Here is a 24,807-nt window from a genome sequence, read left to right on the forward strand (position 1 = left end):
TTCCGCGCTTCGTTCGGGATCGGTAAGACTCAGACGAGCGGTTCGCCGCCGTCGACCGGCAGCGCTGCGCCGGTGAGGAACGGTGTGGTGAGCGCGAACAACACCGCTTGCGCCACGTCGTCGGCCGTCCCGATGCGACGGGCCGGGTTGGCCTCGGCGCGCTGCGCGAACAGCGCCGCCTTCTTCTCCTCGCCCAGCGCGTCGTACGCCCCGGTGTCGATGGTGCCCGGCGAAACGGCGTTCACGCGGATCGGCGCGAGCTCCACCGCGAGCGCCTTCGCGAGGGCGTCGACCGCGCCGTTGGTGGCCGAGACGGCGAGCATGCCGATCGCCGGCTTGCGCGCGGTGGCGCCTGAGAACAGGACGAACGAGCCGTCGGCGGGCATGCGCGGAGCGAGGTGCTTCGCTAGCAGCACCGGGCCGACAACCTTGGTGCTGAACGAAAGCAGCACGGTCTCCTGCTTGAGGTCGCCGACGGTCCCGCGAGCCCGTGCCGACGCGGTGGACACGACGTGGTCGACGGTGCCGAGCCGGTCGGCGAGGGCCACAATGCTCTGCTCGTCGGTGAGGTCGACCGTCTCGGCGGTGATGCCGGGGTCGTCGTCGTACGCCTTGGCGAGGGTGTCGGCGTCGCGGCCGGCGACGACGACCTCGGCGCCGGCGGCGCGGGCCGCGAGCACGACCGCGCGGGCGATGCCGCTGCCGCGGCCGACGACGAGAACCTTGCGTCCTTCGAGGCTGGTCATGATGGCTCCTTTGCTGGTGCGGTGGGATTTTCAGGCGGACGCGCGCTTGAGGATCTCGTCGGTGTCGAGCCCGCGGTCGACGCCGTGGGCGATCACGGTCTGACCCGGCTCCAGGGCCAGGCGCTCGCCGTCGAGGTAGACCTCGATCTTGTCCGGTTCGAACGAGACCAGCCCGGACACGCGCTCGACCTCGGTCCAGGCGTGCTCGTAGGACCAGGCGGCGCCGGCGTGGGTGCCGATGTCGTAGTAGCTCGCGATGCCCTTGTACGGGCAGAACGTCTGGGTGTCGACGTGCGCCAGTGCGGTCTCGTCGATGTCCTCGCGCGGCACGTACCAGCGCGGCGCGAAACCGGATTCGTACAGCACGACCGGACGGTGGGTGTCGGCGATGACGCGCTCGCCGTCGCGGACCACGAGGTGGCGCGAGGTCTTGCGGATGTCGTTGCGGTGGTAGAGGTCCGCCGCGTGGCCGACGATGCGCTCGTCCTCCTCGTAGAACGCCTCCATCGCCCGCCACGCGAAGGCGACGCGGCCCGCGAGCGCGTCGGCGTACTCCGGCAGCCCGGTGTACTCCCACGCGGCGCGCTCGGCCTTGCCGTCGCCCGCGGTGACGGTGTACCAGGTCGTCTCGCCCAGCTCGCGGTGCTGCGTGGTCCGGCTCGCTGCCAGCACGCCGTCGGCGACGGCGCTCTTCGGGAAGAACGCCACCGGGTAGTGCCCCGGCTCGTGGAGCAGCAGCACGTCCTCGCTGTCGACGAGCCACTCACCCCCGAACCGGACGCGCATCCGCCGGCGCAGCGGCTCCACGAAGAGCAGCCGCTCGGGCAACGGCTCCGGGGTGAGGAACCTGCCCACCGACCTGGTCGAAAGCGGTCCCTGTTGCCATGCCAGTCCCATGTCTCTCGCCTTCTTCCTACTAACTGATGCGAGCACTGTATATCCGTTAGTCACGGTGACACAAGAGTCAATTTTCTGGCTTGTTCATCGACTTGACTAATGGGTACCATCGACTCATGAACAGTAGGGTCAGCCTTGAGGACATGCACCGGGCGGGCTTCCCCATGGGCGGCGAACCGCTCGTCGCGCTGGATCTCGCCGACACCCTGGCCGCCGAAACCACGCCGGGCGACGGCGAGCTGCTGGCGTCGCCCGAGCGCGGCGCCGCGTGGTGGGGGCTCCAGCTGCCGAGCCTGCCGCCCTCACCCGCGCCCGGCCTGGTCCCGACTCTCCGCTTGCGGACCGCGATCCGGGACCTGCTGGAGGCCCACCTCGACGGCCGCACCCCGGACTCGGCGTCCGTGGACGAGGTCAACGCGGCGGCGGCTTCGGTGCCGACGAGTCCCCGGCTCGGAAGCGGCGCGACCGCACTGGACGCGCACACGCGCTGGCACACCGAGCACGGCGGCAACGTCGCGCTCGCCGCGGTGGCGCGGGAGGCGATCGAGCTGTTCGGCGATTCCGAGCGGCTCTCGCGGCTGCGCCGGTGCGCGAACCCCGACTGCACGATGCTCTTCCTCGCCACGAACCGGCGCCGGCGGTGGTGCGCGGGGAGCGTGTGCGGCAACCGCGTCCGGGTGGCCCGGCACTACCGGCGCACCCACGTCCCGTCAGCCGAGCAGGAGGAACGATGAGCGAGCAAGCGACCGCGGCCGGCTTTCACCCCGGCGAGTTGAGCGTGCAGCGCAAGGCCGGGCTCGAGGACGAAGCGGCGCGGCTGGAAGGCATGCTCGCGCCCGCGCACCTGAGCCGGGGTGCCGAAGGGTTCCTGGCGCAGCGTGAGTTCGCGGCCGTCACGGCCCGGGCGGGCGACGGAACCCTGTGGACGGCCCCGCTGCTGGGACCCGCCGGGTTCCTGGAGGGGTTCGACACCACGCTCGTCGTGCACACCCGCCCCGCCGACGGCGACCCGCTGCACGAACTGCCCGCGGGGCAACCGGCCGGACTGCTGGCCGTCGAGTTCGCGACGCGGCGGCGGTTGCGCGTGAACGGGACCGTCGTGGCCGTCGGCGAAGGCGGGTTCTTCCTCGACGTCGAGCAGGCGTACGGCAACTGCCCGTCCTACATCCAGCAGCGCCGGCTGGCGATCGATCCCGTGCGGCAACCGGCGCACGTCGAGCGCTCCGACGCGCTCACCGGCGCGTACCGCGAGCTCATCCGCCGCGCGGACACGTTCCTCCTCGGCACGACCCACCCCACGCGTGGCGCCGACACCTCGCACAAGGGTGGCGAGCCCGGCTTCGTCCGCGTCGACGGCGCCGACCTGTGGTGGCCGGACTACGCGGGCAACAACATGTTCAACAGCCTCGGCAACATCGCGAGCGACCCCGAAGCTTCGCTGCTGTTCGTCGACTTCACCACGGGCTCCGCGCTCCAGCTCACCGGCACGGCCACGCTGGAGTGGGTCACGCCGGGCACTGCCGGCGAGGACGACTCGACCGGCCGCCGGGTGCGTTTCCACCCGGAGCAGGTGATCTCGCAGACGGGCCTGGCGCTGCACTCGTCGGGTGTGGTGCCCTCACCGCACAACCCCCACGTGACCGGCTGACCGCGCGACCGCCTACGAGCGGCGGTCGCGGAACGCGGCCGCCTTGCTGCTGTTGCCGCACCGCTGCATCGAGCACCACCGCCGCGGCCGTCCACCCGGGACGTCGAGGAAGAGCATGCGGCACAACGGGGAATCGCACGCTCGCAAGCGATCCCGTCGCGCCGGATCCGTGACGAGGTCGATCGCGTCGCGCGCCGTTGTGGTGAGTAGTTCGCGCGCCGTGCGGCGGCGCGGGCCGGGTACGAGGTGACCGTCGCGCGTCAGGTCCAGCCGGGGTGGCGGGAGCTCGAAGGCGGCGTACTCCGCGACGAGCGCCGCGGCCTCCGCGGGGACGGGCGCGTCCTCGAGCACCGCCGTCACCACGGCGAACACCGCCTCCCGCAGGCGAACCACGTCCGCGAGCGCGGCCGGGGTCGCCTCACCGGGCAGCAGCGGCAAGCCGGCCCCCTCGGCCCAGGTTTCCAGCCGGGGCACGTCTTCGAGGCGTTCGATGTGGGCGCTCGGCCGGCGCCCGACCGTGGCCACCAGGTCGAGCGAGCGCGCACCGGCGTCGAACCGCAGTTGCCGCAGCTGCGCCGTGACCCGGGTGCGGGGCTGGTTCACGAGATCCCCCCGGACAGCCGGCGCACGGGCGCGGTCACGGCGATCAGCACCGCGGCCACCGCGGCGGCCACCACGAACCCGACGGGCGCCGGCACCACCACGTCAACCGCCGCGAACAGGTACGGCGCGGCGAACCCGAGGTAGGCCAGGCAGTAGAACACGGCCGTCACCCCGGCCAGGTCGGACGGCTCGGCCAGCGCCTCGACGCGGCTGAGCCCGCCCACCAGCAACATGCCGTAGGCCGCACCCAGCACGACGGCCGCGGGCAGCGTCAGCAACGCCTGGCCGAGCGCCGCCGACAACGCGGCGAGCAGGAACCCGGCCACGGTCAAGCCGAGCCCGCACGAGAGCACGAACGGGCTGCGCCGCCGTTCCAGCGCGCGGGCCACCGGCTGCACGAGCAGCCCGCTGCCCAGCGTCAGCCCGGCGATGGCGCCGCTGCTCGCGACGGGGGCGACCGGCACCGGCAGCAGCGCGGGCAGCACCGCGAAGCTCGTGGTCGCGACCCCGAACACCAGCGGCGCGCTCGGCACGATCCGGCGCAGGAACTCCCGGCTCGTCAGCGCGTGCTTCAGCGCCCGTCGCCGCGCACCGGTTTTCCCCGCGCCGGTCACGGTTTCCGGCACGTGCCAGGCCAGCACACCCACCACCGCGGTCACCGCGATGTGCGCGACGTACGGCACCACGGCCGGCGCCGGCAGCCACTGCGCGAGCGCACCGGCGACGAGCGGCCCGCTGCCGAACCCGGCGGACAGCGAGATCGCCGCCCGGCGAGCGCCGGCGCCCGGCCCCGCGTCCGTCGAGAGTTCCTTGATCCACGCGCTGCCCGGCCCGAACGCCGCGCCCGAAGCGACCCCCGCGACGAGCCGGCCGAGTGCCAGCAGCCAGATCGATCCCGCGCCGAAGAGCAGGATCAGCGACGCGATCGCCGAGAGCACCAGCACCGGCCGCATGATCCGCCGCCGCCCGAAGCGGTCGGAGAAGCGCGCGCCGAGCAACAGCGCCGGGATCAGCCCGACCACGTAGGCGCCGAAGATCGCGGTGACCACCGTCGGCGAGAGGTGCTCCTGGTCGCGGTAGACGATCAGCAGCGGCGAGAACTGGTTCGCCCCCCAGCCGACCGCGAGCACCGCCGCACCGACCCTCGCCCACGGGCTCATGCCACCTCCTGCTCGTTAGTAACCCGAGTATGGGTTACTAACGGCGCCGTGACCACCCCCGCGGGGTGTGACGGATATCGTGAGCCCATGACGGCCGGACCGACCCTCGAGGACGTGCAGGCGGCGGGGTTCCCGATGGGCGGCGAGCCGCTCGTGGCGCTGGACCTGGCCGACACGGTGATGACGGCGGTGGACCCCGCCGTGGACCTGTTCGAGCCGGCGGAGCAGTACGAGAAGTGGTGGCGGCTGCAGCTGCCGCGGCTCCCGGAGGCGGACGTCCCGGCCCCGGCGGCGGCGCGCCGGCTGCGCGCGGCGATCCGCGACCTGCTCGTGGCGCACCTGGAAGACCGGGCGCCGCAGGCCGTTTCGGTCGAGGACCTCAACGCGTTCGCGTCCGCTGTGCCCCGCAGCTCGCGGCTGACCCGCGACGCCGGCGGCACGCTCACGGCCACCACGCGCTGGCACACCGAGCACGGGGGCAACGCGGCGCTCGCCGCGATCGCGGACGAGGCGATCGAGCTGCTGTCTTCCCCCGCGCAGCTGGAGAAACTGCGCCGGTGCGCGAACCCCACGTGCTCGATGCTGTTCGTCGCGGAGACGAAGCGGCGGCAGTGGTGCACCGGCAACATCTGCGGCAACCGCGCGCGGGTCGCGCGCCACTACCGGCGTACGCACGCGGCTTCCTGAAGCACAGCAACAAAAAACAGGCCCGGACCGAAGTGGTCCGGGCCTGTTTCGTCAGCAGGTGATTCAGTGCAGCGGCAGGTCGTGCCCGCCGAGCGCGTCGCCCGCGGCGTGCAGGTCGAGACCGTGGGTCAGGTCCTGCGCGTGGGACTCCACGCCGCCCAGCAGCGAGCCCGAGTGGGTCGCGTCCGCGACGTCGGCGATCGGGGTGTGCTGGATGCCCGCGGTGTCGGCGTGGCCGACGGTGTCGAGCACGTGGTGCACGGCCTGGCCCGCGACCGGGACCTGCGGCACGGCGGCCGACAGGGTGTGGGTCACGGAGCCGACGGCGTGCGGCGCGTCCGGCAGAGCCGGGACCGCGGGCACGGCCGGCACGGCCGGAACCGCCGGGAGGGCGGGCAGGGCCGCGGTGGCCGGAACCGCGTGCACGGCGTTGTCCAGCGTGCCGGACAGGTCGCCCGCGGCACCGAAGTCGGCGCGCTCGTCGCCGTTGAGGGCCTCGCCCACCGGGGTGGAGCCGATGGCCTCGTTGACGTGGGCGAGCAGGCCGGCGCCCGTCTCGCGGACGTCCTCGACGACGCCGGAGACCGGACCGCCGACGACCGGGACGGTGTTGACCGCGGCCACGGCGGCCTGCGGCATGAGGGCGTCGCCCAGGTGGTTGGTGGTGGCGTCGACCGCCGCACCGACGAGCTTGCCGTCCCACAGGTGGTCGCCCACCGCGGCGACGGTGTGCTCGAGGTCGATCGCGCCGGCGTTCACGACCGGGCCCGCGATCGGGACACCGTTGACCGCGCTGCCGACACCGTCGACGACGTCGGAGGCGGTGCCCAGGACGCCGTGCGCGGCGGTGTTGAGGCCGGTCTCGTCGGCGACGTCGCTGACGGCCTCGAAGACGCCGCTCAGGTTCGGCAGGCCGCTCACGATGTCGGTCGGGTTGGGCAGGTCGGCGCGCTCGCCGGCCGCGTGGTCGAGCACGTTGCCGAAGACCGGCAGGCTCGGGGCGGCGGCCAGCGGGGCCGTGTCGGCCAGCAGCGGCATGATGTCCTGCACATCAGCCGGCGAAACGTCGGCCAGGCCCGCCGTGTCGAGCAGGCCCTGCGGGTTGGCGGCGTAGGCGGCCGCGGCCTGCGGGTCGCTCAGCAGCGTCATGGCGAATTCGTGCAGGTTCTGCACCGCGTCCATAGTTCGTAGTCTCCTGTGTACAGATGATTCGGCATCTCGGAGCGAAGCCGTTGGCTCGGAATGAAGATAGGGCTACCCCGTTCGGCGGCCATCGGGGGCCACCCCGGGGGTTCGGGGTCCCGGCATTAGGGAGTCCAGTCCCGACGCCGATAGGGGGACTAGGGAAATGACGCAACTTTCGCGTGTTCGCCGTGGTCAGCGGCTTGCGACCGGGCTGACCGCTTTCCGCGCGACAGCCGGGATCCCGATGGCCCGCCGGCGGCGTCGGCCACTACCGCCGGGTGAAGATCCGGGGAATCACCCGTTGGTGTGACAACCCCGGTGGATTTCACCGGTACCAGACGTCGACCGCGATCCCGCACATCTGCTCTGCGAACTTTTCGGACGGGCTCGAATTGACCAGAAGTGCCCGCAAGTCCGCCTCGAAAGCGTCCCGGCGATCGCCGAAGAGGTGCGGCGTGGAACTCGAAAGCGAGAACACCGCGGCGACGAGTTCGTCGATGTCCCGTTCAACGGGACGACCCGGAATCTCGAGCCGATCGGGGCCGGTGAAACCGGCGGCGCGGTAGATCTCGGCTTCACCGCCCGCAGTGCCCTCGGGCAGCACGCCGCGGCCCGCGCGCCGCACCGGCCCGAGGTAGCGCCGCACCAGTTCGTCGATCTCACCGTGCGGCGGCCGCGGGTGCGTCCCGGCGGCGGCGACGCCCCGGTGGGTCGTCGCGTGGACGTGGGCGCAGGCGCCGCCGGGGTCGAGCATCGTGCGCACAGTGGCGGCGACCCGCGGACGATCGAGCCAGTGGAAGGACTGCGCGAACGTCACGAGGCGGAACGCGCCGAGCCCGGCGGGCAGGTCTTCGGCGCGCCGGCGCACCCAGCGCGTGGTGTCCATGCCCACCCGCACGGCGAGGCGGCGGGCTTCGTCGAGCATCGCCTGGTCGGCGTCGAGGCCGATGGCTTCGGCGAAGTGCCCCGCCAGCAGCAGCGTGAGGGAGCCCGGTCCGCAGCCGACGTCGAGCAGGCGGCCCGAGCCGTCGAGGCGCAGCAGCGAAGCGAGCCGGTCGGCCAGTTCGGGTGGGTAGGCGACGCGGCCGCGCGCGTAGTGCTCGGCGCTGCCCGCGTACAAGGATTCGTCCCACTCCCACCCGGCCACGGGCGCGAGCCTAGGCCGCGAAGTCAGCGCAGCACAGGGAAATACGTCAGCGGCTCGCCGGTCGAGGGCCGGTAGTAGCCCGCGATTTCGAGGCCGCCGAACGAGCCGGACCACGCGCCGGTGGCGGGGTCGCGCAGCGTTTCGCCGGCCGCCCACGCGCGCGTGCCCGCTTCGGTGATCGCGGCGGGCGACCAGTCGCTCGGGAAGTAGGTGCGGTCGACGAAGCAGAAGCGGCCGTTCTTGAGGTTGCGGTATTCGGTGGCCGCCCGGGTGACGCCCGTCGTCGGCGCGGCGCCGCCCGACTCCCCGAGGAACCGCTGCAAGCCCTCGAGAGCCGACCAGAACACCGGCTGCGGGAAGGTCGCGCGCGGCCAGGTGCCGTAGAGGCTGTCGAGCACCGCCACGTCACCGGTGAGGTCGACGGAACAGCCGTTGCCCAGCCACGTTTTGGCTTCGCGCTGGGCCCGGCGCAGCAGTCCGGCGAGCTCGCCGACGGCGTGGGCGTCCGACTGCGCGTCCGTGTAGAGGAACGCGGCCAGCGGCAGCTGCTCCTCGGGCACGGCGATGCGCAGCCGGCCGGTTTCGTCGAAGGCGAAGGTGAGTTCGTCGCCGGGGCCGAACAGAGTCATCGTGAACGGGCTTTCTCTTCGGCGGCCGAACGGGTGACGTAGATCGAGATTATCACCCGGATAGCCCAGCGGAGGGCAACTCTCGTCACACCAGGACGGGCTCAGTCTCGGGCCAGCGAATCGGCCCAGTTCTCGAAGAACTCGCGCTTGCGCAGCCCCGAAAAGCTCTGGCCGCCACCGACCCACGCCGGGGTGCCCTGCACGCCGTTCTCGTAGGCGAGGATCGCCGACCGGCCGACGGCCTGGTCCCCCTCCCCCGACTCCCACGCCGCGCGCACGACCTCCGGGTCGCCGCCGGCCGCCTCGGTCAGCGCCACCAGCAGGTCGCGCGATTCGATGTCCTTGCCCTCGCCGAAGTAGGCGTTGAAGACCGACGCCGCGAAGCGGTCCGCGAGTTCGGCGTCCTTCGCCGACAACGTGGCGTACGCGCCGAGTGCGGGCAGGGAGTACGCGATGCGGTCGGTCCACTTCAGCGGCAGGCCCGCCGCTTCGGCCTGCTGGCCGAGGAAGTCGTAGGTCGGGCCGACGCGCGTGCCGACCAGGCTCCCGCCCGGGCCGATCTCGGGGTGGATCTGCAGCGGGTGCTCGTGCACGACGACACCGCGCTCGCGCAGGATGCGGTTGCGGTCCTGGGCGATGTAGCAGAAGGGGCACAGGAAGTCGAACCAGTGCTCGACGGTCGGGGCCACGGCGGATCTCCTCACCGAAAGTTTCGATACGTTCATTGCATGTAACGCAACGATAGGGTGAGTTAGTCCCGGCCGCTCAGGACCTCAGGACAGCACAGCGCGCAGCCACGCCGCCGTGGTCGCGAGGTGCACGGGGCTGTCGAACGCGGCGTCCTCGTGCCCCGCGCCGCCCAACAGCTCGAAGCGGCTCGACGCGCCCGCGCGGACGAGCGCGTCGTGCAGCGCCCGCCCTTCCGCGGGCGGCACGATGCGGTCGCGGTCGCCGTGCGCGATCAGGAACGGCGGGGCGTCCGGTGCCACCCGAGAGAGCAGCGAAAGCCCCGCGGGGTCGGCGCCGCCGAGGAAATCGGCTTCGAAGTGGAACGGCAGCAGCCGCGCTTCGACCTCGCTGCGCGCCGCCGTCGCCGCGAGGTCGGCCTGGCCGAACCAGTGCACCACGGCCTGTACGGCACTCGACTGCTCGAGATTGCCGCCGACCGTGCCCTCCAGCTCGGCGTCACCCGGCGAAAGCGCCAGCAGCGAAGCCAGGTACGCGCCCGCGGAAGCGCCCCAGATCCCGAGCCGCCCGGTCTCGAGGCCGAGGCGCCCGCCGTGGGCGCGCAGCCAGCGCACGGCACCCTTCACGTCGTGCACCTGCCGCGGGTACACCGCTCCCGGCGCGAGCCGGTAGTCCACGGAAACGACGGTCACCCCGTGCTCCGCCAGCGGCGCCTGCCGCCGGTCGGCCTCGCCGGCCCGGTCGCCCCGGCTCCAGCCACCCCCGTGCAGGTACAGCACGACCGGCGCGCCGGACCCGGGTGCGCGGTACACGTCGAGCCGCAGCTGCGCCCCGTCCACGGTCGCGTAGACGAGATCCCGATCGCCGCTCACGCCGGCTCCACCCGAGAAGTCACCGCGGAATCGTAAAACCGCGCCGACGCGCTGATCCGCCGGCCGCCCCTCACACCGGCTCCGCCCGCAGAGTCAGGACGGGATCGCACCACCACGCAACCCCCTAGACCGGCACCCGGCCGGCAACCCTCGCTGACCCGCCCGGACAACCCATTGCCTCTCGCACCTGCTCCCCCTGAGCAGTCACGGCCACTTCACAAATCCATACGGACTCGCCACCACCGTCCGACGGGCGCCAGTCACCGCCCGCCCCTCACACCGGCTCCGCCCGCAGAGTCAGAGCCGGAACGCACCACCACGCAACCCCCTTGACCGGCTCCCGGCCACCAGCCCTCCCTGACCCGCCCGAACAACCCGACTACCTCTCGCACCTGCTCCTCCTGAGCGATGACAGCCACTTCACAAATCCGCGCGGGCTCGCCGCCACCGTCCGGCGGGCGCCAGTCACCGCCCACCCCTCACACCGGCTCCGTCTGGGGTGCCACCGACGCGTCGTAGAAGCGCGCGAACGACGCCACCGGCTCGCGCGAGGTGCGGTGCGTGCTCAGCCGGTGCGTCTCGTCGGCGTGGCCGAGGGCGATGCCGCACACCACGACGTGGTCGTCGGGGATGGTGAGGTGGCGGCGGAGCACCGGGTAGTAGTCGATGAACGACGCCGCGGCGCACGTGTGCAGGCCGGCGCCGCGGGCGGCGAGCATGAGGCCTTGCAGGAACAACCCGGCGTCGACGAGCGCGCCCTGCAGCGGCTGCCGGCTGACGGTCAGCACCAGGCCGACCGGCGCGCCGAAGAAGTCGTAGTTGCGGCGGTGGTGGCCGCGGCGGCCCGCGGAGTCGTCGTGGGCCAGGCCGAGCGCTTCGCCGTACAAGCCCTGGCCGAAGCTCCGGCGGCGGGAGCGGAACGGCTCGGGCCACGCGTCCGCCGCCGGTTGGTAGGGGAACTCGCCGACGTCGACCCGGCGGCCTTCGTCGTGCGCGCACAGCAAGTCGGCCGTCAGCGCCCGCTTGGCCGCACCCGTCAGCACGTGCACCTGCCACGGCTGGCTGTTGGAGTTGCTGGCCGAACGGGCCGCCATCGCCAGCAGCCGCTCGACCTGCTCGCGCGGCACCGGGGTCGGCAGGAACGCCCGGCAGCTGCGCCGCGTGCGCAGCGCTTCCTCGATCGTCGACACCCCGTTCATCGCGCCGGCCCCTCGATCAGGCCGCGGGCGGCTGGATGTCGTAGGAGATGCGCCCGGCCGGCAAGTAGAACAACGCGATCAGCGCGCCGTCCTTGACCTCCGGGTAGTGGTGACTGCCCGGCCCCGGCGCGGTCCAGCCCTTGCCCTGCCAGCCGTTCGGCCCCATCAGCTTCGCGTCCGGGTCGAGCGGCACCACGAGGTTGAGCTCGCCGTACGGGTGCTGGTGGTACTGGCCGCGGAACGGCTCGATGCTGTCCATGTACACGGCGGTGATGCTGAAGTAGTTGAGGACGTCGGCCGGGTCCGCGATGCGGCTGCGGCGGTACTTCTTGCCTTCGACCTCGATGTTGGCGGCCCAGCCCTGCTCCACGCCGTCGGTGATCATGCGCGCCAGGTCCTGGTAGAGCTCCGAGCCGGGACCGTACTTGTCGTTGAGCCAGGCCTCGAGCTCCCCGCCCGCGGTCCGGTTCTTGACCTCTCCGAGGAACGGGATGCTGCGGTCGATCAGGTCCTGGGGTGTGGTCATCGTCGACTCCGTTCTCTGCGCTGTGCTCGGTGTCCTTCGACGGTACGTCGCCATTCAGTTACGGTCAAGAGCTGTAACGAAACGACGCCGACCCCGCCTGGTCCAGCGACCCGCCGACCCGGCGGGCCGCGTCGAGACAGCGTGTTTGAGACAGCGTGTTTTCGTTACACAAAGCGAATGTAATCATACGGATAACAACGACGGCGTGTAACGGATCGGATATGCTGCGCGGATCGGCATTCTCGGCGAGGTGGGAGCCATGGCGCGCACACGCGAAGCGGCGGCGGAAGAACACGCCGCGACCGAAGACACCCCTCGTCCTGGCGGCCGGCCGCGCGACGCGGCACTCGACGAGGCGATCATCCTCGCGACTCGCCGGCGCCTGGTGCTCGACGGCTACTCCCGCATGACGATCGGCGACATCGCCGCCGACGCGAAGGTCAGCCGCCCCACGCTGTACCGGCGCTGGAGCACCAAGTTCGAGCTCACCGTCGACGCGCTGGACTACGGCTTCCGCAAGCAGCGCGACAGCTACGAACTGGATCTGTCCGGTTTGGAGCCCCGTGAGGCGTTCGTCGAGGCCGTCCACCGGCTCGATCCCACGTACTTCAACCCGGACGCCATGATCCTCATGGGCAACTTCGCCGGTGAAGCGATCCGCACGCCCGAACTGCTGGAGATCCTGCGCAAGCACGCGGTGGAGCCGCGGGTCGAGCTCGTGGAGAGCGTGCTGACGCAGCTGCAGGAACGCGGCGCGGTGCACGACGACATCGACAAGCACACGATCGCGTCGATGTGCTTCGGCAGCTACTTCGCGGCGTTCCACCGCGGGGAGAGCATGGCCGAGATCCCCGAGGCGGTCGTGTCCGTGCTGTGGCCCGTGATCGCGAAGAAGCCGGCCGCGCGGCGGCGGACCACCAAGCACTGACGAGGATCGTTCACCTCTTCGGTTTCGGCCATTGACTGTAACGTAAGTCGGAGCATAATCGGCGGCATGCCGGCCATGGACGTCCACGAAGCCCTGTACACCACCCGGATGATGCGGCGGATGCACGCCGACCCGATCCCCCTCGACGTGCAGGCCCGCATCCTCGACGCGGCGATCCGGGCGCCCAACGGCGGCAACACGCAGCGGTGGCACTTCCTCGCCGTGGACGACCCGGACACCAAGGCCGAAATCGCCCCGATCTACCGCCGCTGCCGCGACAAGGAGTACGAGGAGATCAACGCCGGCACGTTCGCCGTGCCGCTGCGGGACGCCGAAGGCCACTCCGAAACGATGCGGCGGATCACGAAGTCCTCGGACTTCCTGGTCGAGCACTTCACCGAAATCCCGCTGCTGCTGTTCGTGTTCTCCATCGACGACCACGGTGGCGCCAACATCTACCCCGCGATCTGGAGCACCCTGCTCGCCGCGCGCGCCGAGGGTGTCGGCGGTGTCCTGACGACGATGCTGCGGATGGAATCCGATCGGGTAATGAAGCTGCTCGAAGTACCCGAGGGCGAAGGCTGGGAGCTGACCGCGATGCTGGCGCTCGGCTACCCTCGCGGCAAGTGGGGCGTGGCCGCGAACCGCCGCCCGGTGCACGAGGTGAGCAGCCGCAACCGCTGGGGGCGGGACTTCGGCGTGTCCGTTCCCGAGCCGCTCTGGCCCGGTGAACACGAGGGCTGAGAGCAGCCCCACGGTGTGTTGCCGGGCCTCGTCCGGGCTCATTACAGTCGGCCCCGGCAACGAGGTGGGAGCGCGTCGTCTCGCGCCCCGCCACCGCGAGCTCGCGCGAGCCACCGCGGGTGACAAAACTCCACAAACCCAGGGGAAATCCGATTCCAGTGTCCGACACCGCATCCACCGAACAGTCCCCCGCCGGAGCCGCCCGGCGCACGCCGGAAGGCTGGACCGCCACGGACACCCGCGCCGTGGACACCGTCCGCGTGCTCGCCGCCGACGCCGTCGAGCAGGCCGGCAGCGGCCACCCCGGCACGGCGATGAGCCTCGCGCCGCTGGCCTACACGCTGTTCCAGCGCGAACTGCGCCACGACCCGGCCGACCCGGAGTGGATCGCGCGCGACCGGTTCGTCCTGTCCGCCGGGCACACGAGCCTCACGCTCTACATCCAGCTGTTCCTCGCCGGGTACGGCCTGGAACTCGACGACCTCAAGGCGCTGCGCACGTGGGGCTCGCTGACGCCGGGGCACCCGGAGTACCGGCACACCAAGGGTGTCGAGGTCACCACCGGTCCGCTGGGCCAGGGCCTGGCCAACGCGGTCGGCATGGCGATGGCGTCGCGGCGCGAGCGCGGCCTGTTCGACCCCGAGCCGGAGCCGGGCCAGAGCATCTTCGACCACTGGGTGTACGTGATCGCCTCCGACGGTGACATCGAGGAGGGCATCACCTCCGAGGCGTCCTCGATCGCCGGACGCCAGCAGCTCGGCAACCTCATCGTCTTCTACGACGACAACGACATCTCGATCGAGGACCACACCGACATCGCGCTGTCGGAGGACACGGACGAGCGCTACCGCGCGTACGGCTGGCACGTGCAGGTCGTGGAGGACGGCGAAGACGTCGCCGCGCTCCAGGACGCCGTCGCCGCCGCGAAGGCCGACCCGCGCCCGTCCTACGTCCGCGTCCGCACGGTCATCGGTTTCCCCGCGCCGAACAAGCAGAACACCGGCAAGATCCACGGTTCCGCGCTCGGCGCCGACGAGGTCGCCGCGACGAAGCGCGTGCTGGGCTTCGACCCGGAGCAGCACTTCGTGGTCGACGACGACGTGCTCACCCTGACCCGCAAGGCCGTCGCCCGCGGCGCGCAGTGGCACGCGGAGTGGCAGGTCGCGTTCGACGAGTGGGCCGCCGCCAACCCCGGGCGGGCCGCGCTGCTCAAGCGCCTCTCGGCGCGTGAGCTGCCCGAGGGCTGGGCCGAGGATCTGCCGACGTTCGAGCCGGGCGGCGCCGAGATCGCCACCCGCAAGGGCTCGGGTGCGTTCCTCAACGCGGTGGCCGACAAGCTGCCGGAGCTGTGGGGCGGTTCGGCCGACCTCGCGGAGAGCAACAACTCCACGATGGACGGTGCCGATTCCTTCGGCCCGCAGGCCGCGTCGACCAAGATGTGGACGGCGGAACCGTTCGGCCGCACGCTGCACTTCGGCATCCGCGAGCACGCGATGGGCGGGATCCTCAACGGCATCACCCTGCACGGCGGAACCCGCCCGTACGGCGCGACGTACCTGGCGTTCAGCGACTACATGCGCCCGTCGGTGCGGCTGGCCGCGCTGATGCAGCTGCCGGTCGTGTACGTGTGGACGCACGACTCCATCGGTGTCGGCGGTGACGGGCCCACGCACCAGCCGATCGAGCACCTGTCGGCGCTGCGCGCGATCCCGGGTCTGAACGTGGTGCGCCCGGGTGACGCGAACGAGGCCGTCGGCGCGTGGCGGGCCGCGATCGAGGACGTCCACCACCCGAGCGCGCTGGCGTTCACGCGCCAGCCGGTGCCGGTGCTGGCCGGCACGTCGGCCGACGCCGTGGCCCGCGGGGGTTACGTGCTGGCGGACGCGTCGAACGGCGACCCGCAGCTGGTGCTGATCGGCACGGGTTCGGAGCTGCAGCTGGCCGTCGCCGCGCGGGAGCGGCTGGAGGCCGAAGGCGTGCCGACGCGCGTCGTGTCGCTGCCGTGCTTCGAGTGGTTCGCGGAGCAGGACCAGGCCTACCGCGATTCGGTGATCCCGCCGTCGGTCAAGGCGCGCGTCGCCGTGGAGGCCGGCATCGCGATGCCGTGGTACGAGTTCGTGGGCGACGCCGGCGAGATCGTGTCGATCGAGCACTACGGCGCTTCGGCCGACTACGCGACGCTGTTCCGCGAGTTCGGGTTCACGCCCGAAGCCGTGGTGGCCGCGGCGCGCAAGACCCTCGCCACGGTGGCGGGGAACCAGGCCTGATCGTCCGGCCGCCGGCGTCCCGTGTGGACGCCGGCGGCCGCGTCCGTCTCCGGGTACCGACGCCGCTGGGGTGAAGAACCACATGGGCACGACTTCGCACGCGATCACCGACCGTCTCGCCGCTCTGCTCGACGAAGAACACGACCTGCGCACGCAGGCCATGCACCACGGCGGGCTGTCACCGGCCGAGCACGCGCGGCTGAAGAAGCTTGAAGGCGAACTCGACGCCGTGATGCAGTTGCTCGACCAACGCCGCGCTTTGTCGGTGTTCGACGACACGGGCGGCGACACGGGCGAGGAAGAAGCCGCGGCCGAGGAGAACTGAGCCGGCGCCGCGGTCCTCAGTAGAGGCCCACGGCGCCGGGAAAGCCGGCGCCGATCAGCCTCGGACGGCGGCGACGAAAGCCTTGAGCTCACGGCCGATGTCGGGCCCGGACGGCTCGAACATGACCTCCGTGGCGCCGGCGCTCGCCAGGTCGGCCACCTTCTGGCGCACGACGTCAGCGGTGCCGGTCAGTGTCGAGGACAGCGTGACGTAACCGCCGGCGTGCCACGCCGCGAGGTCGGCCTCGTTCATGTCCACCAGGTGGCCGCGGTTGATGTGCAGGTGCCGCTCCTCGGGCGGGTACTTCTCGATGACCTCGAGCCAGGCGGGCCCGCCGGGCATCTCGCGGACCGCGTCGGCACCCTGCACGGTGTAGGTGAAGTGGAGTACCCCGGCCCAAGTGGGGCCGGCGGCCTGCCGCACCCGTTCGCTGTTCAGTTCTTCGCCCTCGTCGAGCACGGTGCCGGGGCCGGAGACGACGGCTTCGGCGAATTCGCGTTGCTGGGGAGTGACCTGAAGGATCGAGATGATCCCGTCGGCACTGAGGCGCTTGGCGACACCCGATCCCTTCGGGCCGATGGCTGCGATGAGCAGGGGGAGGTCGATCGGCAGCGTGGCCCGCTGAGTGGAGGTCAGCTGAAGCTGGATCGGCGCGCCTTCCCATTCGGCGGACTCACCGGCGAGCAGCGCCAGGTAGACGCGGATGTAGTTGTCCATTTCGGACCACGGAATCGGGGGCTGCCCGGTCGCCGCACGGCTGGAGAAGCCGGTACCGAACGAGGTCATGACGCGACCCGGCGCCGCGTGGTGCAGTGAGACCGTCTGAGCCGCGTTGACCAACGGGTGGCGCAAGGCCGGAACCAGCACGGCCGGACCCAGCCGGATGCGCGTGGTCACCTTCGCGGCGTCGTGCAGCGCTTGCCACACGTCACCACCCTCGAAGGGCGTGTCGTAGATGTGGGCGCCCCGGTAGCCCAGCCGCTCGGCCGTCGCGATGTGGTCGGCCGCCTCGGGTGACGCCGGCAGCGCGACGCTGAGGTGGATGTCTGCCATCGAGCTCACTCCTTTCTTCGCCGCGCGAGGGGACGGCCCGCCGACGCCTGCGGTCAGCGGGCCGGGCCCTCGTGCGGTTCAACCTCGTACGGACCGGAAGTTCGCGGGGATCACACCTCGGGCAGGCGCTTGCTGAGTTCGGCCAGCGTGAGCCGTTCGCGTCCCTCGTCGTCGAGGTAGGGGATGCCGATCCCGTATTCCTGCCACCGGGCGGCGATCCGCGACTCCAGGTCCGGTTCGATCCGGTCGGTGGGCGGGAACCGGCGGCCACCCCACTTGGGCTGCGGGTCGATCTCCCAGTTGCGGGTGGCGTCGATGAGCATGCGCGTCCACTGCCCGGTGCCGTACTTGGCGCCGTCGTTCTTCTCCGGCGGAGTCGACGGGTCGAGCGCCGAACCCATCCCCGGGCCGAAGAAGGCGACGTCTCCCAAGCCGGCGTTGACGCGGTAGGACAACGCCCAGTCCAGCGCCACCGGATCGTGGATGTCGATGTCTTCCTCGACGACGGTGACGTTCTTGTGGAACCACACCGAACCGCCGGTCCCCCACAACGCCGAGGCGATCTGCTGGGCGTGGCCGCGGTAGCGCTTGTGGATCTGGACCAGGGTGTTCTGCCCGTTGGAGACCTCGGTCATCCACAGGTCCTTGATCCCGCCGACGCCGAGGTCCTCGAGCGTGTTCCACGTGATGGCCGACCGGGCGAAGTTGGTGATGCTGTCTTCGTTGAACAGTCCGGGCCGGATCCCTTCCAGGGTCCCGCGCATGACCGGGTTGTCGCGGTGCATGATGCGGGTGACCTTGACGACGGGCTGGAGCCCGGCGTCGCCGACGAAGCCCGGGTATTCGGCGAAAGGGCCCTCCATCATGAAGGTCGCGGGGTCGGGGTCGATCCACCCCTCGACCACGATCTCGGCGCTGGCGGGCACGTGCAACGGCACGGTCTCGCACGCGACCAGGTCGACCGGGCGGCCCAGCAGGGCGCCCATCATGTCCCATTCGCAGACGTTCTTGGGGAAGGGGCTGCCGGCGCAGAAGGGCAGCACGTCGTGCCAGCCGTACACGATGGCCACCGGCATCGGTGCGGGCTTGTACTCCTCGAAGTGCTGGCCCCAGCCTTGGCTGGGCACGAGCAGTTTGGCGATCTTGTCCCGGTCGACGATCTGCCCGCGGTACAGGCCGATGTTGTCGCGGCCGGTGAACTTGTCTTCGGTCACCACACCGCAGAACGTGTCGATGTAGCGGCCGCCGTCCGCGGCGTGCCACTTGGGCACCGGGAACTGCTCGAGGTCGATGTCCGCGCCTTCGACCACGTTCTCCTGAACCGGGCCGCTCTTGACGACGCGCGGCTCGATGGGGTTCTGAAAGCGCTTGCGCAAGTGCTGGACGATGGCCGAGTCCGAGGTCCCCTCGGGCAGGCCGAGCATCAGCTGGACCTGGCGGCGGCTGCCCACCGCCGAGGTCAGGAACTTGGTGCAGCGCGCGTCCTGGTAACCGGTGATGTTCTCGAACAGCAGCCCGGGACCGTTCAGCGCGAGGTTGGCGCGGGTGATGGCGCCGATCTCCTCGTTCCAGTCGACTTCCGCGCCGATGCGCGCCAGCTGACCGGCACCGTCCAAAGTGGCCAGCCAGCTGCGCAGGTCAGGGCCGGGGTCGCCGCCCTGCTGCTGAAGGTCCTCGGCACGATCGGTGCTGGTGCTCACTGCTTCTCCTTCGTGGTTGAATTGCCGCCGGCCAAGTGGTGGACGTTCCGGTGAGCCGCCGTCGAAATCGCCGCGGAAACGCGGGCGCTGCCGTTGCGGTCCGCGGGCCGATCATCGTCTTCCTCGCCCACCGACGGCTCGGCCGACTTCCAGCGGTCGATCGTCGTGTGGGGGATTCCGAGCTGATCGATCACGCGACCGACGACGTAGTCGGTCACGTCGTCGACCGAGCGCGGCTGGGCGTAGTAGGCGATGGTCGGCGGGAAGATGACGGCGCCGGCGCGGGCGAGGTGGTGCATGTTCTCCAGGTGGATCTCGCTCAGCGGTGCTTCGCGGGCCACCAGGACGAGGCGCCGGCGTTCCTTCAGCGTGACGTCGGCCGCACGCGTGATGAGGTTGTCGCTGAACCCGATCCGGATGGCCGCCAGTGTCTTCATGCTGCAGGGGCACACCACCATGCCGTCGGTGAGGAACGAACCGCTGGAGACAGCCGCGGCCAGATCCCGCGCACTGTGGGTGTGCGTGGCCAGATCCCGGACGTCGTTCACGGTGTACGTGGTTTCCAGGCTCAGATTGGCGCGCGCCCAATCACTGAGGATCAGGTGCGTTTCGACGTCCAGCTTCTTCAGCACTTCCAAGAGGCGCACGCCCAGCACGGCTCCGGTGGCCCCGGTGATGGCGACCACTATCCGCACGGCGCGTTCCCGCGGTTTCGAGGTACTTCCGCACCGGGCGGAGCAGAACGTCCTCGAGGTCCGTGGTGTTCGCGGAAGTGACGGCTCGCTCCGGGCCGGCCGTCATCAGTGTCGCTGAGGGGGAACGGCCGGCGGCGACGGCCGCGAGCAGCCGGGAAAACCTGGTGCGGCAACAGAAATCCGATCTGTCGGGTGCTTCGCTCTCCTTGGTGTTCGCTCGTCCTTCCGCACCCCTCGCCCGCGTCAGCAGACGCGGGCGCGAGTTTGAAGGCTCGGTGAGCGTAACCCGGCACCGTCACGGATCTCGCATGCTCGAACGCGAAGTGTGATCATCGGGCATTCCCCGAAGTACGATCGGACCTGTCGTTCAGCAGTTTGTCGGACCAGGAAGAATTGACCGAATTTCGCACCCACACAGCCGAACTGCAATTCACTGAACGCACGAACGTTCGGTGATCGAACCGCGCTGGAATGGGCTGGAGATCGCGACCCGTCCCCATTGTTTCAACCCGAACGAATTCGCTCCTCGCCCGAAGCCGGGCGAGGAGCGAAAAGTCACGAACCGCTTCGGGCCGGCAGTTTACCCCGCGCTCGCCCGGCCGACCAGTGAGACGGAGACCGCGCCCAGCGCCGCGACGAGCGCGAAGGCGAAGAACCCCCACGGGTAAGCCAATCCGGCGCCCAGGAGCGCGCCACCCATCAGCGGTCCGGTGATGGCGCCGAGCCGGCCGACCCCGCTCGAACTGCCCAATGCCGTCGCCCGCGCCGCGGCCGGGTAGCGGCGGCTGATGTAGGCGTAGACGAGAACCTGCGTGCTGAACACGAACATCCCGGCCAGCAGCACGCTCACGAACACCCCGCCGCCCGGCAGCTTGACGCTCAGCAGCGCCAGGAACACCGCCGCGGCCACGAACCAGACGATCGTCGCGGCGCGGATGCCGATGCGGTCGGCGACGCGGCCCGCGATCAGCATGCCCACGACCGCGCCGGCGTTGAGCGTGAGCAGCAGAGCCAGCGAAGTGCCCAGCTGGTACCCGGCGGCGCGCATGATCTCCGGCAGCCAGGTGTTGAGCCCGTAGACGAGCAGCAGCCCCATGAACGACGTGACCCAGAACGCGATCGTGGTACCCAGGCTGCCCTGGTGGAACAGGACGGCCACCGGGTTGCGCGCTTCGTCCACTTCGGACTTCTCGGGCATCGACTCGGGCAGCCGCGCGGCGATCAGCGGCACGAGCACCAGCGCGGGCAGCGCGCCGAGCACGAACATGGCCTGCCAGCCCAGCGCGGGGATCACCACGATCCCCAGCAACGCGGTCAGCACGGCGCCCACGTGGTACCCCGTCATGAGCGTGGTCGTCGCGCGCCCGCCCTTGGCCGACCGCGCGACGTCGTTGACCATCGCGAGCGCCACCGGGAGCACCCCGCCGAGCGGCAGCCCCGCGACGAACCGCAGCAGGCCGAACACGAACGGCCCGGTCGCGAACGCGCACGCCAGCGTCAGCAGCGAAAACGCCACGACCGTACCCAGCATCATGCGGCGGCGGCCGAAGCGGTCGGTCAGCGGCCCGATGGCGAGCGCGCCGACCATGACCCCCACCAGCCCGGTGGACGAGATGACGGCAGCCGTGCCCGGGGTCAGGCCCCACGCGGGGTTGCGCAGCAGCGTCGGCAGCACCACCCCGAGCACGACCAGGTCGAACCCTTCGAGCGCGACGGCCGCCCAGCACAGGGGCGCGACCCAGCGAGTGCGGGCGGGAGCTGACGGTCTCGTGGCCGGGCCGGAGCCGGTCGGAGAAGGCGTAGGCGTCGTTGCCATGGCTTGTTTCCTCTACGTGGTGGGGATCGGTTCACCTCTCGAAGACGACCCGGCCGCCGACGACGGTCCGGACCACCTCCAAGTCCTTGATGTGGTCCGCGTCGACGCCCAGGTAGTCGTCGGACAGCACGGCGAAGTCGGCGAGTTTTCCGGGCGAGATAGTGCCTTTGACCGCTTCGTCGCGGGTGGCGAAAGCGCCCGAAGCCGTGTACGAGCGCAAGGCCTCTTCGCGGGTCACCGCTTCGTCCGGTCCATAGGCGACACCACGCGCGTCCCGGCGCGTGACCGCCAGCTGCAGACCGAAGAACGGGTTCAGTTCGTTGGCGGGGAAGTCCGTGCCCATCGACACGGCGTCGATACCGAACACCTCGATCGCCGTGCGCATCGGGACAGCCCGGTTCGTGGTCTCGGTGCCGAGGCCCTTCTCGATCGTCGCGGCCTTGCCCCAGAGGAACACCGGCTGCAGCTCCAGCCGCACCCCCAGCGCGCGAGCGCGTTCGAACTGCTCCCGCCGCCCGAGGCTGCCGTGGATCAGCGCGAACCGACGGCCCGCGATCGGGCGCACGCGGTCGGCCGCCTCGAACGCGTCCAGCACGCGGTCCACGGCCTGGTCACCGACGCAGTGCACGCCCAGGCGCCAGTCGCGCTCGTGCGCGGCCACCACCAGCTCGGTGAGGTGCTCGGCCGACATCGTGGCCATGCCGTGGTCGTGCCCGTCACCGGGGTACGCCTCGCGCATCAGCGCGGTGCGCAGGGTCATGCCGCCGTCGGAGATCAGCTTGATCCCGGCGAGCTTGAACCACTCGTCGCCGAACCAGGACGACACGCCGGTCGCCTCGACCGTGCGGCGCCATTCGCCGAGGGGCACCGACGGGTCGGGCGCCCAGAGCACGCCGACGCGCGCCGTCAGCCGGCCGTCGAGCCAGAGCCGTTGCAGGGCGCGGATCCCGCGCGAGTGCAGGTAGGGCTGCAGCACGCTCGTGATGCCGAAGCTGTTGGCCCGCGCCAATCCGGCGACGAACTGCTGCTCCAGCTCTTCGGGCGTCCAGCCGGGTTTGACGGCGGTCACGAGGTCGATGGCGTGTTCGTAGAGCACACCCGTGGCCCGGCCGCCCGAGTCGCGGTCGATCGTGCCGCCGGACGGGTCGGGCGTGCCCTCGCCGATGCCCGCGCGCTCCAGCCCGGCCGAGTTCGTCATGGCGACGTGCCCGACCGTCGGCAGGAACACCGGGTTGCGCGGCGCGGCTTCGTCGAGTTCAGCTCGCGTGAGGTAACGCGCCTCCGCCAGCTGCGACGGCGGGTGCCAGCCGCTGCCGGTCACCCACTCGCCCGCCGGCTGACCGGCCGCGAAGTCCCGGATCGCGGCGAGCGCCTCGGCGACCGTGCGCACGGCTGACAGATCGACCACGAGCCCGGCCTGCCCGGCGAACTCGATGTGGCAGTGGCTGTCGTTGAACCCCGGGATCACCGTCGCCCCGCCGAGGTCGACGACCTCCGCGGCCGGCCCGGCGTGGGCGAGCACGGCCGCGTCGGCGCCGACGGCGGTGAACCGGCCGGCGCGGATCGCCACGGCCGACGCCGTCGGGGTTTCACGGTCCAGCGTGAGGAAGTGGCCGTTGACGTAGACGGAAGTCATGATCATCCCGCGAGGGTAGCGGCGCAGAAGGCACCGACGAGCCGGTCGCACAGCTCCAGGCCACGCGCCTCACCGGCCGCGATGTCGGCCCGCAGCCGCTCGACGTCCACTTCGGACCCCGGCGCCCAGCCGGCGGCGGCCCAGCGCTCGCGCCAGCTCGCGAAGGTGTCCGCCGTCATCTCCGGGTGGAACTGCAAGCCCAGCACCTTGCCCGTCGCGAAGGCTTGCGAACCGCTGGCGTTGCGCGCCAGCTCGGTGCCCGGCGGCGGCACGAACGCGTCTGAGTGGAACTGCAGCCACGGCCCGGCCGGCACGAGCTCCGCGTCGTCGGTCTCGACGGTGGTGAACCCGAACTCCGGCAGCGCCGCGCGCCCCACGCTGCCGCCGAGGACCCGTGCCAGCAGCTGCCCGCCGAAGCAGACCCCGAGCGTCGGCACGCCGCGCTCGACGACAGCGCGCACGAAGGCGAGCTCTTTCGCGAGCCACGGCACCGCGTCGTCGGCGGCCGACTCGCTGGACCCCATCACCACGAGCAGGTCGTGATCCGCGGGATCCGGGGCGTCCTCGGCCACGAGCGAAACGACCTCGTGCTTGATGTCGCGAGTGGACAGTGCCGGCGCGATCGCCCCCGGCACGCGTTCACGGCGGCCGGGTGCGGGGTCGTGCACGAGGATCAGTGCGCGGTTCGCCATCGGGTTCCCCTCTAGAGGTCGAGCACGAGCTTGCGGCCGCAGGCCCGGCTCACGCACGGGAAGAACGTCTTGCCGGCCGCACGCTCGGCCTTCGAGAGCACCACGTCGCGGTGGTCGGGGGTGCCTTCGAGCACGCGCGTCTCGCACGTGCCGCAGTAGCCCTCTTCGCAGTCGGACTCGACGTCGATCCCGGCGTCGCGGATCGCCTGCAGCAGCGTCGTGTCCGCGTCGGCGACCACGGTGATGCCGGATTCGCGCAGTTCCAGCTCGACCTCGTCACCCGGCGCGGCGTCCGGGTCGGGCGTGGCGGCGCTGAAGTGCTCGGTCTCGCAGCGCACCCCCGAGGCCTCGCAGATCTCCGTGACGGCGTCGAGCAGGCCGATCGGGCCGCAGCAGTACACCGCCGAGCCGGGCGCCAGCGCGCCGATCAGCTCCTTGAGGTCCGGCCGTGGCGCGACCGCGGTGTCCACGAAGGACACCCGGTCGCCGCCGACGCGCGTCAGTTCCTCGCGGAACGCCATGGTTTCGGCGCCACGGCCGCAGTAGACCGCCGACCAGTCGGCACCGCGCGCCGCGAGCTCACGCGCCATCGGCACGAGCGGCGTGACGCCGATGCCGCCGGCGATCAGCAGGTACGAGCCGGCGGAATCGAGCGGGAAGTGGTTGCGCACGTGGTTCACCACGAGCGTTTTCCCCACCAGCGCGGTACCGTGGATCTCCGCCGAGCCGCCGCGGCCGTCGGCTTCGAGCCGCACGGCCACGTCGTAGTGCCGGCGCTCGGCCGGGTCGCCGCACAGCGAGTACTGGCGGCCCAGGCCCGAGGGCAGTTTCACGTCGAGGTGCGCGCCGGGCGCCCACTCGGGCAGCGGGCTGCCGTCCACCGAGGACAGCCGCAGCCCGACAACTCCGTCGGCCTCCCAGGTCACGCGGGTGACGCGCAGTGCCGAGTCGGTCATGTCGTCCAC

The 24,807-nt window shown here is 71.3% G+C and carries 25 protein-coding genes; 7 read left to right on the plus strand and 18 right to left on the minus strand.

The features are described 5' to 3' along the window. Positions 1-29: 29 nt before the first annotated feature. Both ACIA77_RS36125 and ACIA77_RS36130 read right to left on the minus strand, forming a co-directional pair. A complete protein-coding gene (locus tag ACIA77_RS36125) occupies positions 30-746 on the minus strand; it encodes an SDR family oxidoreductase (protein ID WP_395890568.1) in 717 nt (238 codons plus the stop codon). Between the two features lie 30 nt (positions 747-776). Continuing rightward, positions 777-1,601 carry a DUF427 domain-containing protein gene (locus ACIA77_RS36130; protein WP_395890570.1) on the minus strand — a complete coding sequence of 275 codons (825 nt, stop codon included), beginning with the start codon at positions 1,599-1,601 and terminating at the stop codon, positions 777-779. A gap of 158 nt (positions 1,602-1,759) precedes the next feature. Between ACIA77_RS36130 and ACIA77_RS36135 the strand changes: the two genes are divergently transcribed. Both ACIA77_RS36135 and ACIA77_RS36140 read left to right on the plus strand, forming a co-directional pair. Continuing rightward, on the plus strand, positions 1,760-2,377 hold the full coding sequence (locus tag ACIA77_RS36135; RefSeq protein ID WP_395890571.1) for a CGNR zinc finger domain-containing protein: 618 nt from the start codon (positions 1,760-1,762) through the stop codon (positions 2,375-2,377). Next, entirely contained in the window at positions 2,374-3,291 is a 918-nt protein-coding gene (locus tag ACIA77_RS36140) for a pyridoxamine 5'-phosphate oxidase family protein (RefSeq protein ID WP_395890572.1), read from the plus strand. Before ACIA77_RS36135 ends, ACIA77_RS36140 begins: the two co-directional genes overlap by 4 nt. A 12-nt stretch (positions 3,292-3,303) precedes the next feature. On the opposite strand, the gene ACIA77_RS36145 is transcribed toward ACIA77_RS36140, so the two are convergent. Both ACIA77_RS36145 and ACIA77_RS36150 read right to left on the minus strand, forming a co-directional pair. Then, entirely contained in the window at positions 3,304-3,894 is a 591-nt protein-coding gene (locus ACIA77_RS36145) for a CGNR zinc finger domain-containing protein (protein ID WP_395890573.1), read from the minus strand. After that, on the minus strand, positions 3,891-5,054 hold the full coding sequence (locus ACIA77_RS36150) for an MFS transporter (protein WP_395890574.1): 1,164 nt from the start codon (positions 5,052-5,054) through the stop codon (positions 3,891-3,893). Before ACIA77_RS36150 ends, ACIA77_RS36145 begins: the two co-directional genes overlap by 4 nt. Positions 5,055-5,141: 87 nt before the next feature. Here ACIA77_RS36150 and ACIA77_RS36155 point away from each other — a divergent pair, with 87 nt between their 5' ends. Then, the gene (locus ACIA77_RS36155; RefSeq protein ID WP_395890575.1) at positions 5,142-5,741 is read left to right on the plus strand and encodes a CGNR zinc finger domain-containing protein; all 600 of its coding nucleotides are present in this window, start codon (positions 5,142-5,144) and stop codon (positions 5,739-5,741) included. A gap of 63 nt (positions 5,742-5,804) precedes the next feature. Here the strand turns inward: ACIA77_RS36155 and ACIA77_RS36160 are convergent, their stop codons facing one another. From ACIA77_RS36160 to ACIA77_RS36190, 7 genes are all read right to left on the minus strand, one after another. Further along, positions 5,805-6,923, minus strand: a complete 1,119-nt coding sequence (locus ACIA77_RS36160) for an IniB N-terminal domain-containing protein (protein ID WP_395890576.1) — start codon at positions 6,921-6,923, stop codon at positions 5,805-5,807. A 328-nt stretch (positions 6,924-7,251) separates the two neighbouring features. Beyond that, positions 7,252-8,073, minus strand: a complete 822-nt coding sequence (locus ACIA77_RS36165) for a class I SAM-dependent methyltransferase (protein WP_395890577.1) — start codon at positions 8,071-8,073, stop codon at positions 7,252-7,254. 23 nt (positions 8,074-8,096) lie between these two features. Beyond that, entirely contained in the window at positions 8,097-8,702 is a 606-nt protein-coding gene (locus tag ACIA77_RS36170) for a hypothetical protein (RefSeq protein ID WP_395890578.1), read from the minus strand. A gap of 101 nt (positions 8,703-8,803) precedes the next feature. Next, complete coding sequence (locus ACIA77_RS36175; protein ID WP_395890579.1) at positions 8,804-9,391, minus strand: DsbA family protein; 588 nt, start codon at positions 9,389-9,391, stop codon at positions 8,804-8,806. Positions 9,392-9,475: 84 nt separating this feature from the next. Then, complete coding sequence (locus ACIA77_RS36180) at positions 9,476-10,261, minus strand: alpha/beta hydrolase fold domain-containing protein (protein ID WP_395890580.1); 786 nt, start codon at positions 10,259-10,261, stop codon at positions 9,476-9,478. 479 nt (positions 10,262-10,740) lie between these two features. Further along, positions 10,741-11,460 carry a nitroreductase gene (locus tag ACIA77_RS36185; RefSeq protein WP_395890581.1) on the minus strand — a complete coding sequence of 240 codons (720 nt, stop codon included), beginning with the start codon at positions 11,458-11,460 and terminating at the stop codon, positions 10,741-10,743. A gap of 16 nt (positions 11,461-11,476) precedes the next feature. Next, complete coding sequence (locus ACIA77_RS36190) at positions 11,477-11,986, minus strand: DUF4863 family protein (RefSeq protein ID WP_395890582.1); 510 nt, start codon at positions 11,984-11,986, stop codon at positions 11,477-11,479. 259 nt (positions 11,987-12,245) lie between these two features. Here ACIA77_RS36190 and ACIA77_RS36195 point away from each other — a divergent pair, with 259 nt between their 5' ends. From ACIA77_RS36195 to ACIA77_RS36210, 4 genes are all read left to right on the plus strand, one after another. Then, positions 12,246-12,914 carry a TetR/AcrR family transcriptional regulator gene (locus ACIA77_RS36195; protein ID WP_395890583.1) on the plus strand — a complete coding sequence of 223 codons (669 nt, stop codon included), beginning with the start codon at positions 12,246-12,248 and terminating at the stop codon, positions 12,912-12,914. Positions 12,915-12,980: 66 nt separating this feature from the next. Then, a complete protein-coding gene (locus ACIA77_RS36200) occupies positions 12,981-13,658 on the plus strand; it encodes a nitroreductase family protein (protein WP_395890584.1) in 678 nt (225 codons plus the stop codon). Between the two features lie 158 nt (positions 13,659-13,816). Beyond that, positions 13,817-15,925, plus strand: a complete 2,109-nt coding sequence (gene tkt / locus ACIA77_RS36205; protein WP_395890585.1) for a transketolase — start codon at positions 13,817-13,819, stop codon at positions 15,923-15,925. Positions 15,926-16,007: 82 nt separating this feature from the next. After that, on the plus strand, positions 16,008-16,250 hold the full coding sequence (locus tag ACIA77_RS36210; RefSeq protein WP_395890586.1) for a DUF2630 family protein: 243 nt from the start codon (positions 16,008-16,010) through the stop codon (positions 16,248-16,250). A gap of 54 nt (positions 16,251-16,304) precedes the next feature. Here the strand turns inward: ACIA77_RS36210 and ACIA77_RS36215 are convergent, their stop codons facing one another. The 7 genes from ACIA77_RS36215 to ACIA77_RS36245 all read right to left on the minus strand — a co-directional run bounded on the left by ACIA77_RS36215 (position 16,305) and on the right by ACIA77_RS36245 (position 24,798). Continuing rightward, positions 16,305-17,303 carry an LLM class flavin-dependent oxidoreductase gene (locus ACIA77_RS36215; protein ID WP_395890587.1) on the minus strand — a complete coding sequence of 333 codons (999 nt, stop codon included), beginning with the start codon at positions 17,301-17,303 and terminating at the stop codon, positions 16,305-16,307. 110 nt (positions 17,304-17,413) lie between these two features. Beyond that, on the minus strand, positions 17,414-19,003 hold the full coding sequence (locus ACIA77_RS36220; protein ID WP_395890588.1) for a UbiD family decarboxylase: 1,590 nt from the start codon (positions 19,001-19,003) through the stop codon (positions 17,414-17,416). After that, complete coding sequence (locus ACIA77_RS36225; protein ID WP_395890589.1) at positions 19,000-19,698, minus strand: UbiX family flavin prenyltransferase; 699 nt, start codon at positions 19,696-19,698, stop codon at positions 19,000-19,002. The genes ACIA77_RS36220 and ACIA77_RS36225 overlap by 4 nt, the downstream gene beginning before the upstream one ends. 580 nt (positions 19,699-20,278) lie before the next feature. After that, a complete protein-coding gene (locus ACIA77_RS36230) occupies positions 20,279-21,514 on the minus strand; it encodes an MFS transporter (RefSeq protein ID WP_395890590.1) in 1,236 nt (411 codons plus the stop codon). 31 nt (positions 21,515-21,545) lie between these two features. After that, positions 21,546-23,156: an amidohydrolase gene (locus tag ACIA77_RS36235; RefSeq protein ID WP_395890591.1), complete on the minus strand. Its 1,611-nt coding sequence runs from the start codon at positions 23,154-23,156 to the stop codon at positions 21,546-21,548. Then, entirely contained in the window at positions 23,153-23,842 is a 690-nt protein-coding gene (locus ACIA77_RS36240) for a type 1 glutamine amidotransferase (RefSeq protein WP_395890592.1), read from the minus strand. The genes ACIA77_RS36235 and ACIA77_RS36240 overlap by 4 nt, the downstream gene beginning before the upstream one ends. A gap of 11 nt (positions 23,843-23,853) precedes the next feature. Continuing rightward, complete coding sequence (locus ACIA77_RS36245; RefSeq protein WP_395890593.1) at positions 23,854-24,798, minus strand: PDR/VanB family oxidoreductase; 945 nt, start codon at positions 24,796-24,798, stop codon at positions 23,854-23,856. Between the last annotated feature and the right edge of the window lie 9 nt (positions 24,799-24,807).

The sequence above is a fragment of the Amycolatopsis sp. NPDC051903 genome, assembly GCF_044452505.1.
Taxonomy (GTDB): Bacteria; Actinomycetota; Actinomycetes; order Mycobacteriales; family Pseudonocardiaceae; genus Amycolatopsis.

What these genes read in the sequence shown, in the direction of transcription:
- ACIA77_RS36240 (WP_395890592.1), bottom strand. Translation starts at nt 23,842, where the DNA reads ATGGCGAACCGCGCACTGATCCTCGTGCACGACCCCGCACCCGGCCGC.
- ACIA77_RS36245 (WP_395890593.1), bottom strand. Translation starts at nt 24,798, where the DNA reads ATGACCGACTCGGCACTGCGCGTCACCCGCGTGACCTGGGAGGCCGAC.
- ACIA77_RS36140 (WP_395890572.1), top strand. Translation starts at nt 2,374, where the DNA reads ATGAGCGAGCAAGCGACCGCGGCCGGCTTTCACCCCGGCGAGTTGAGC.
- ACIA77_RS36155 (WP_395890575.1), top strand. Translation starts at nt 5,142, where the DNA reads ATGACGGCCGGACCGACCCTCGAGGACGTGCAGGCGGCGGGGTTCCCG.
- ACIA77_RS36210 (WP_395890586.1), top strand. Translation starts at nt 16,008, where the DNA reads ATGGGCACGACTTCGCACGCGATCACCGACCGTCTCGCCGCTCTGCTC.
- ACIA77_RS36215 (WP_395890587.1), bottom strand. Translation starts at nt 17,303, where the DNA reads ATGGCAGACATCCACCTCAGCGTCGCGCTGCCGGCGTCACCCGAGGCG.
- ACIA77_RS36235 (WP_395890591.1), bottom strand. Translation starts at nt 23,156, where the DNA reads ATGATCATGACTTCCGTCTACGTCAACGGCCACTTCCTCACGCTGGAC.
- ACIA77_RS36125 (WP_395890568.1), bottom strand. Translation starts at nt 746, where the DNA reads ATGACCAGCCTCGAAGGACGCAAGGTTCTCGTCGTCGGCCGCGGCAGC.
- ACIA77_RS36190 (WP_395890582.1), bottom strand. Translation starts at nt 11,986, where the DNA reads ATGACCACACCCCAGGACCTGATCGACCGCAGCATCCCGTTCCTCGGA.
- ACIA77_RS36185 (WP_395890581.1), bottom strand. Translation starts at nt 11,460, where the DNA reads ATGAACGGGGTGTCGACGATCGAGGAAGCGCTGCGCACGCGGCGCAGC.
- ACIA77_RS36230 (WP_395890590.1), bottom strand. Translation starts at nt 21,514, where the DNA reads ATGGCAACGACGCCTACGCCTTCTCCGACCGGCTCCGGCCCGGCCACG.
- ACIA77_RS36150 (WP_395890574.1), bottom strand. Translation starts at nt 5,054, where the DNA reads ATGAGCCCGTGGGCGAGGGTCGGTGCGGCGGTGCTCGCGGTCGGCTGG.
- ACIA77_RS36160 (WP_395890576.1), bottom strand. Translation starts at nt 6,923, where the DNA reads ATGGACGCGGTGCAGAACCTGCACGAATTCGCCATGACGCTGCTGAGC.
- ACIA77_RS36200 (WP_395890584.1), top strand. Translation starts at nt 12,981, where the DNA reads ATGCCGGCCATGGACGTCCACGAAGCCCTGTACACCACCCGGATGATG.
- ACIA77_RS36135 (WP_395890571.1), top strand. Translation starts at nt 1,760, where the DNA reads ATGAACAGTAGGGTCAGCCTTGAGGACATGCACCGGGCGGGCTTCCCC.
- ACIA77_RS36170 (WP_395890578.1), bottom strand. Translation starts at nt 8,702, where the DNA reads ATGACTCTGTTCGGCCCCGGCGACGAACTCACCTTCGCCTTCGACGAA.
- ACIA77_RS36195 (WP_395890583.1), top strand. Translation starts at nt 12,246, where the DNA reads ATGGCGCGCACACGCGAAGCGGCGGCGGAAGAACACGCCGCGACCGAA.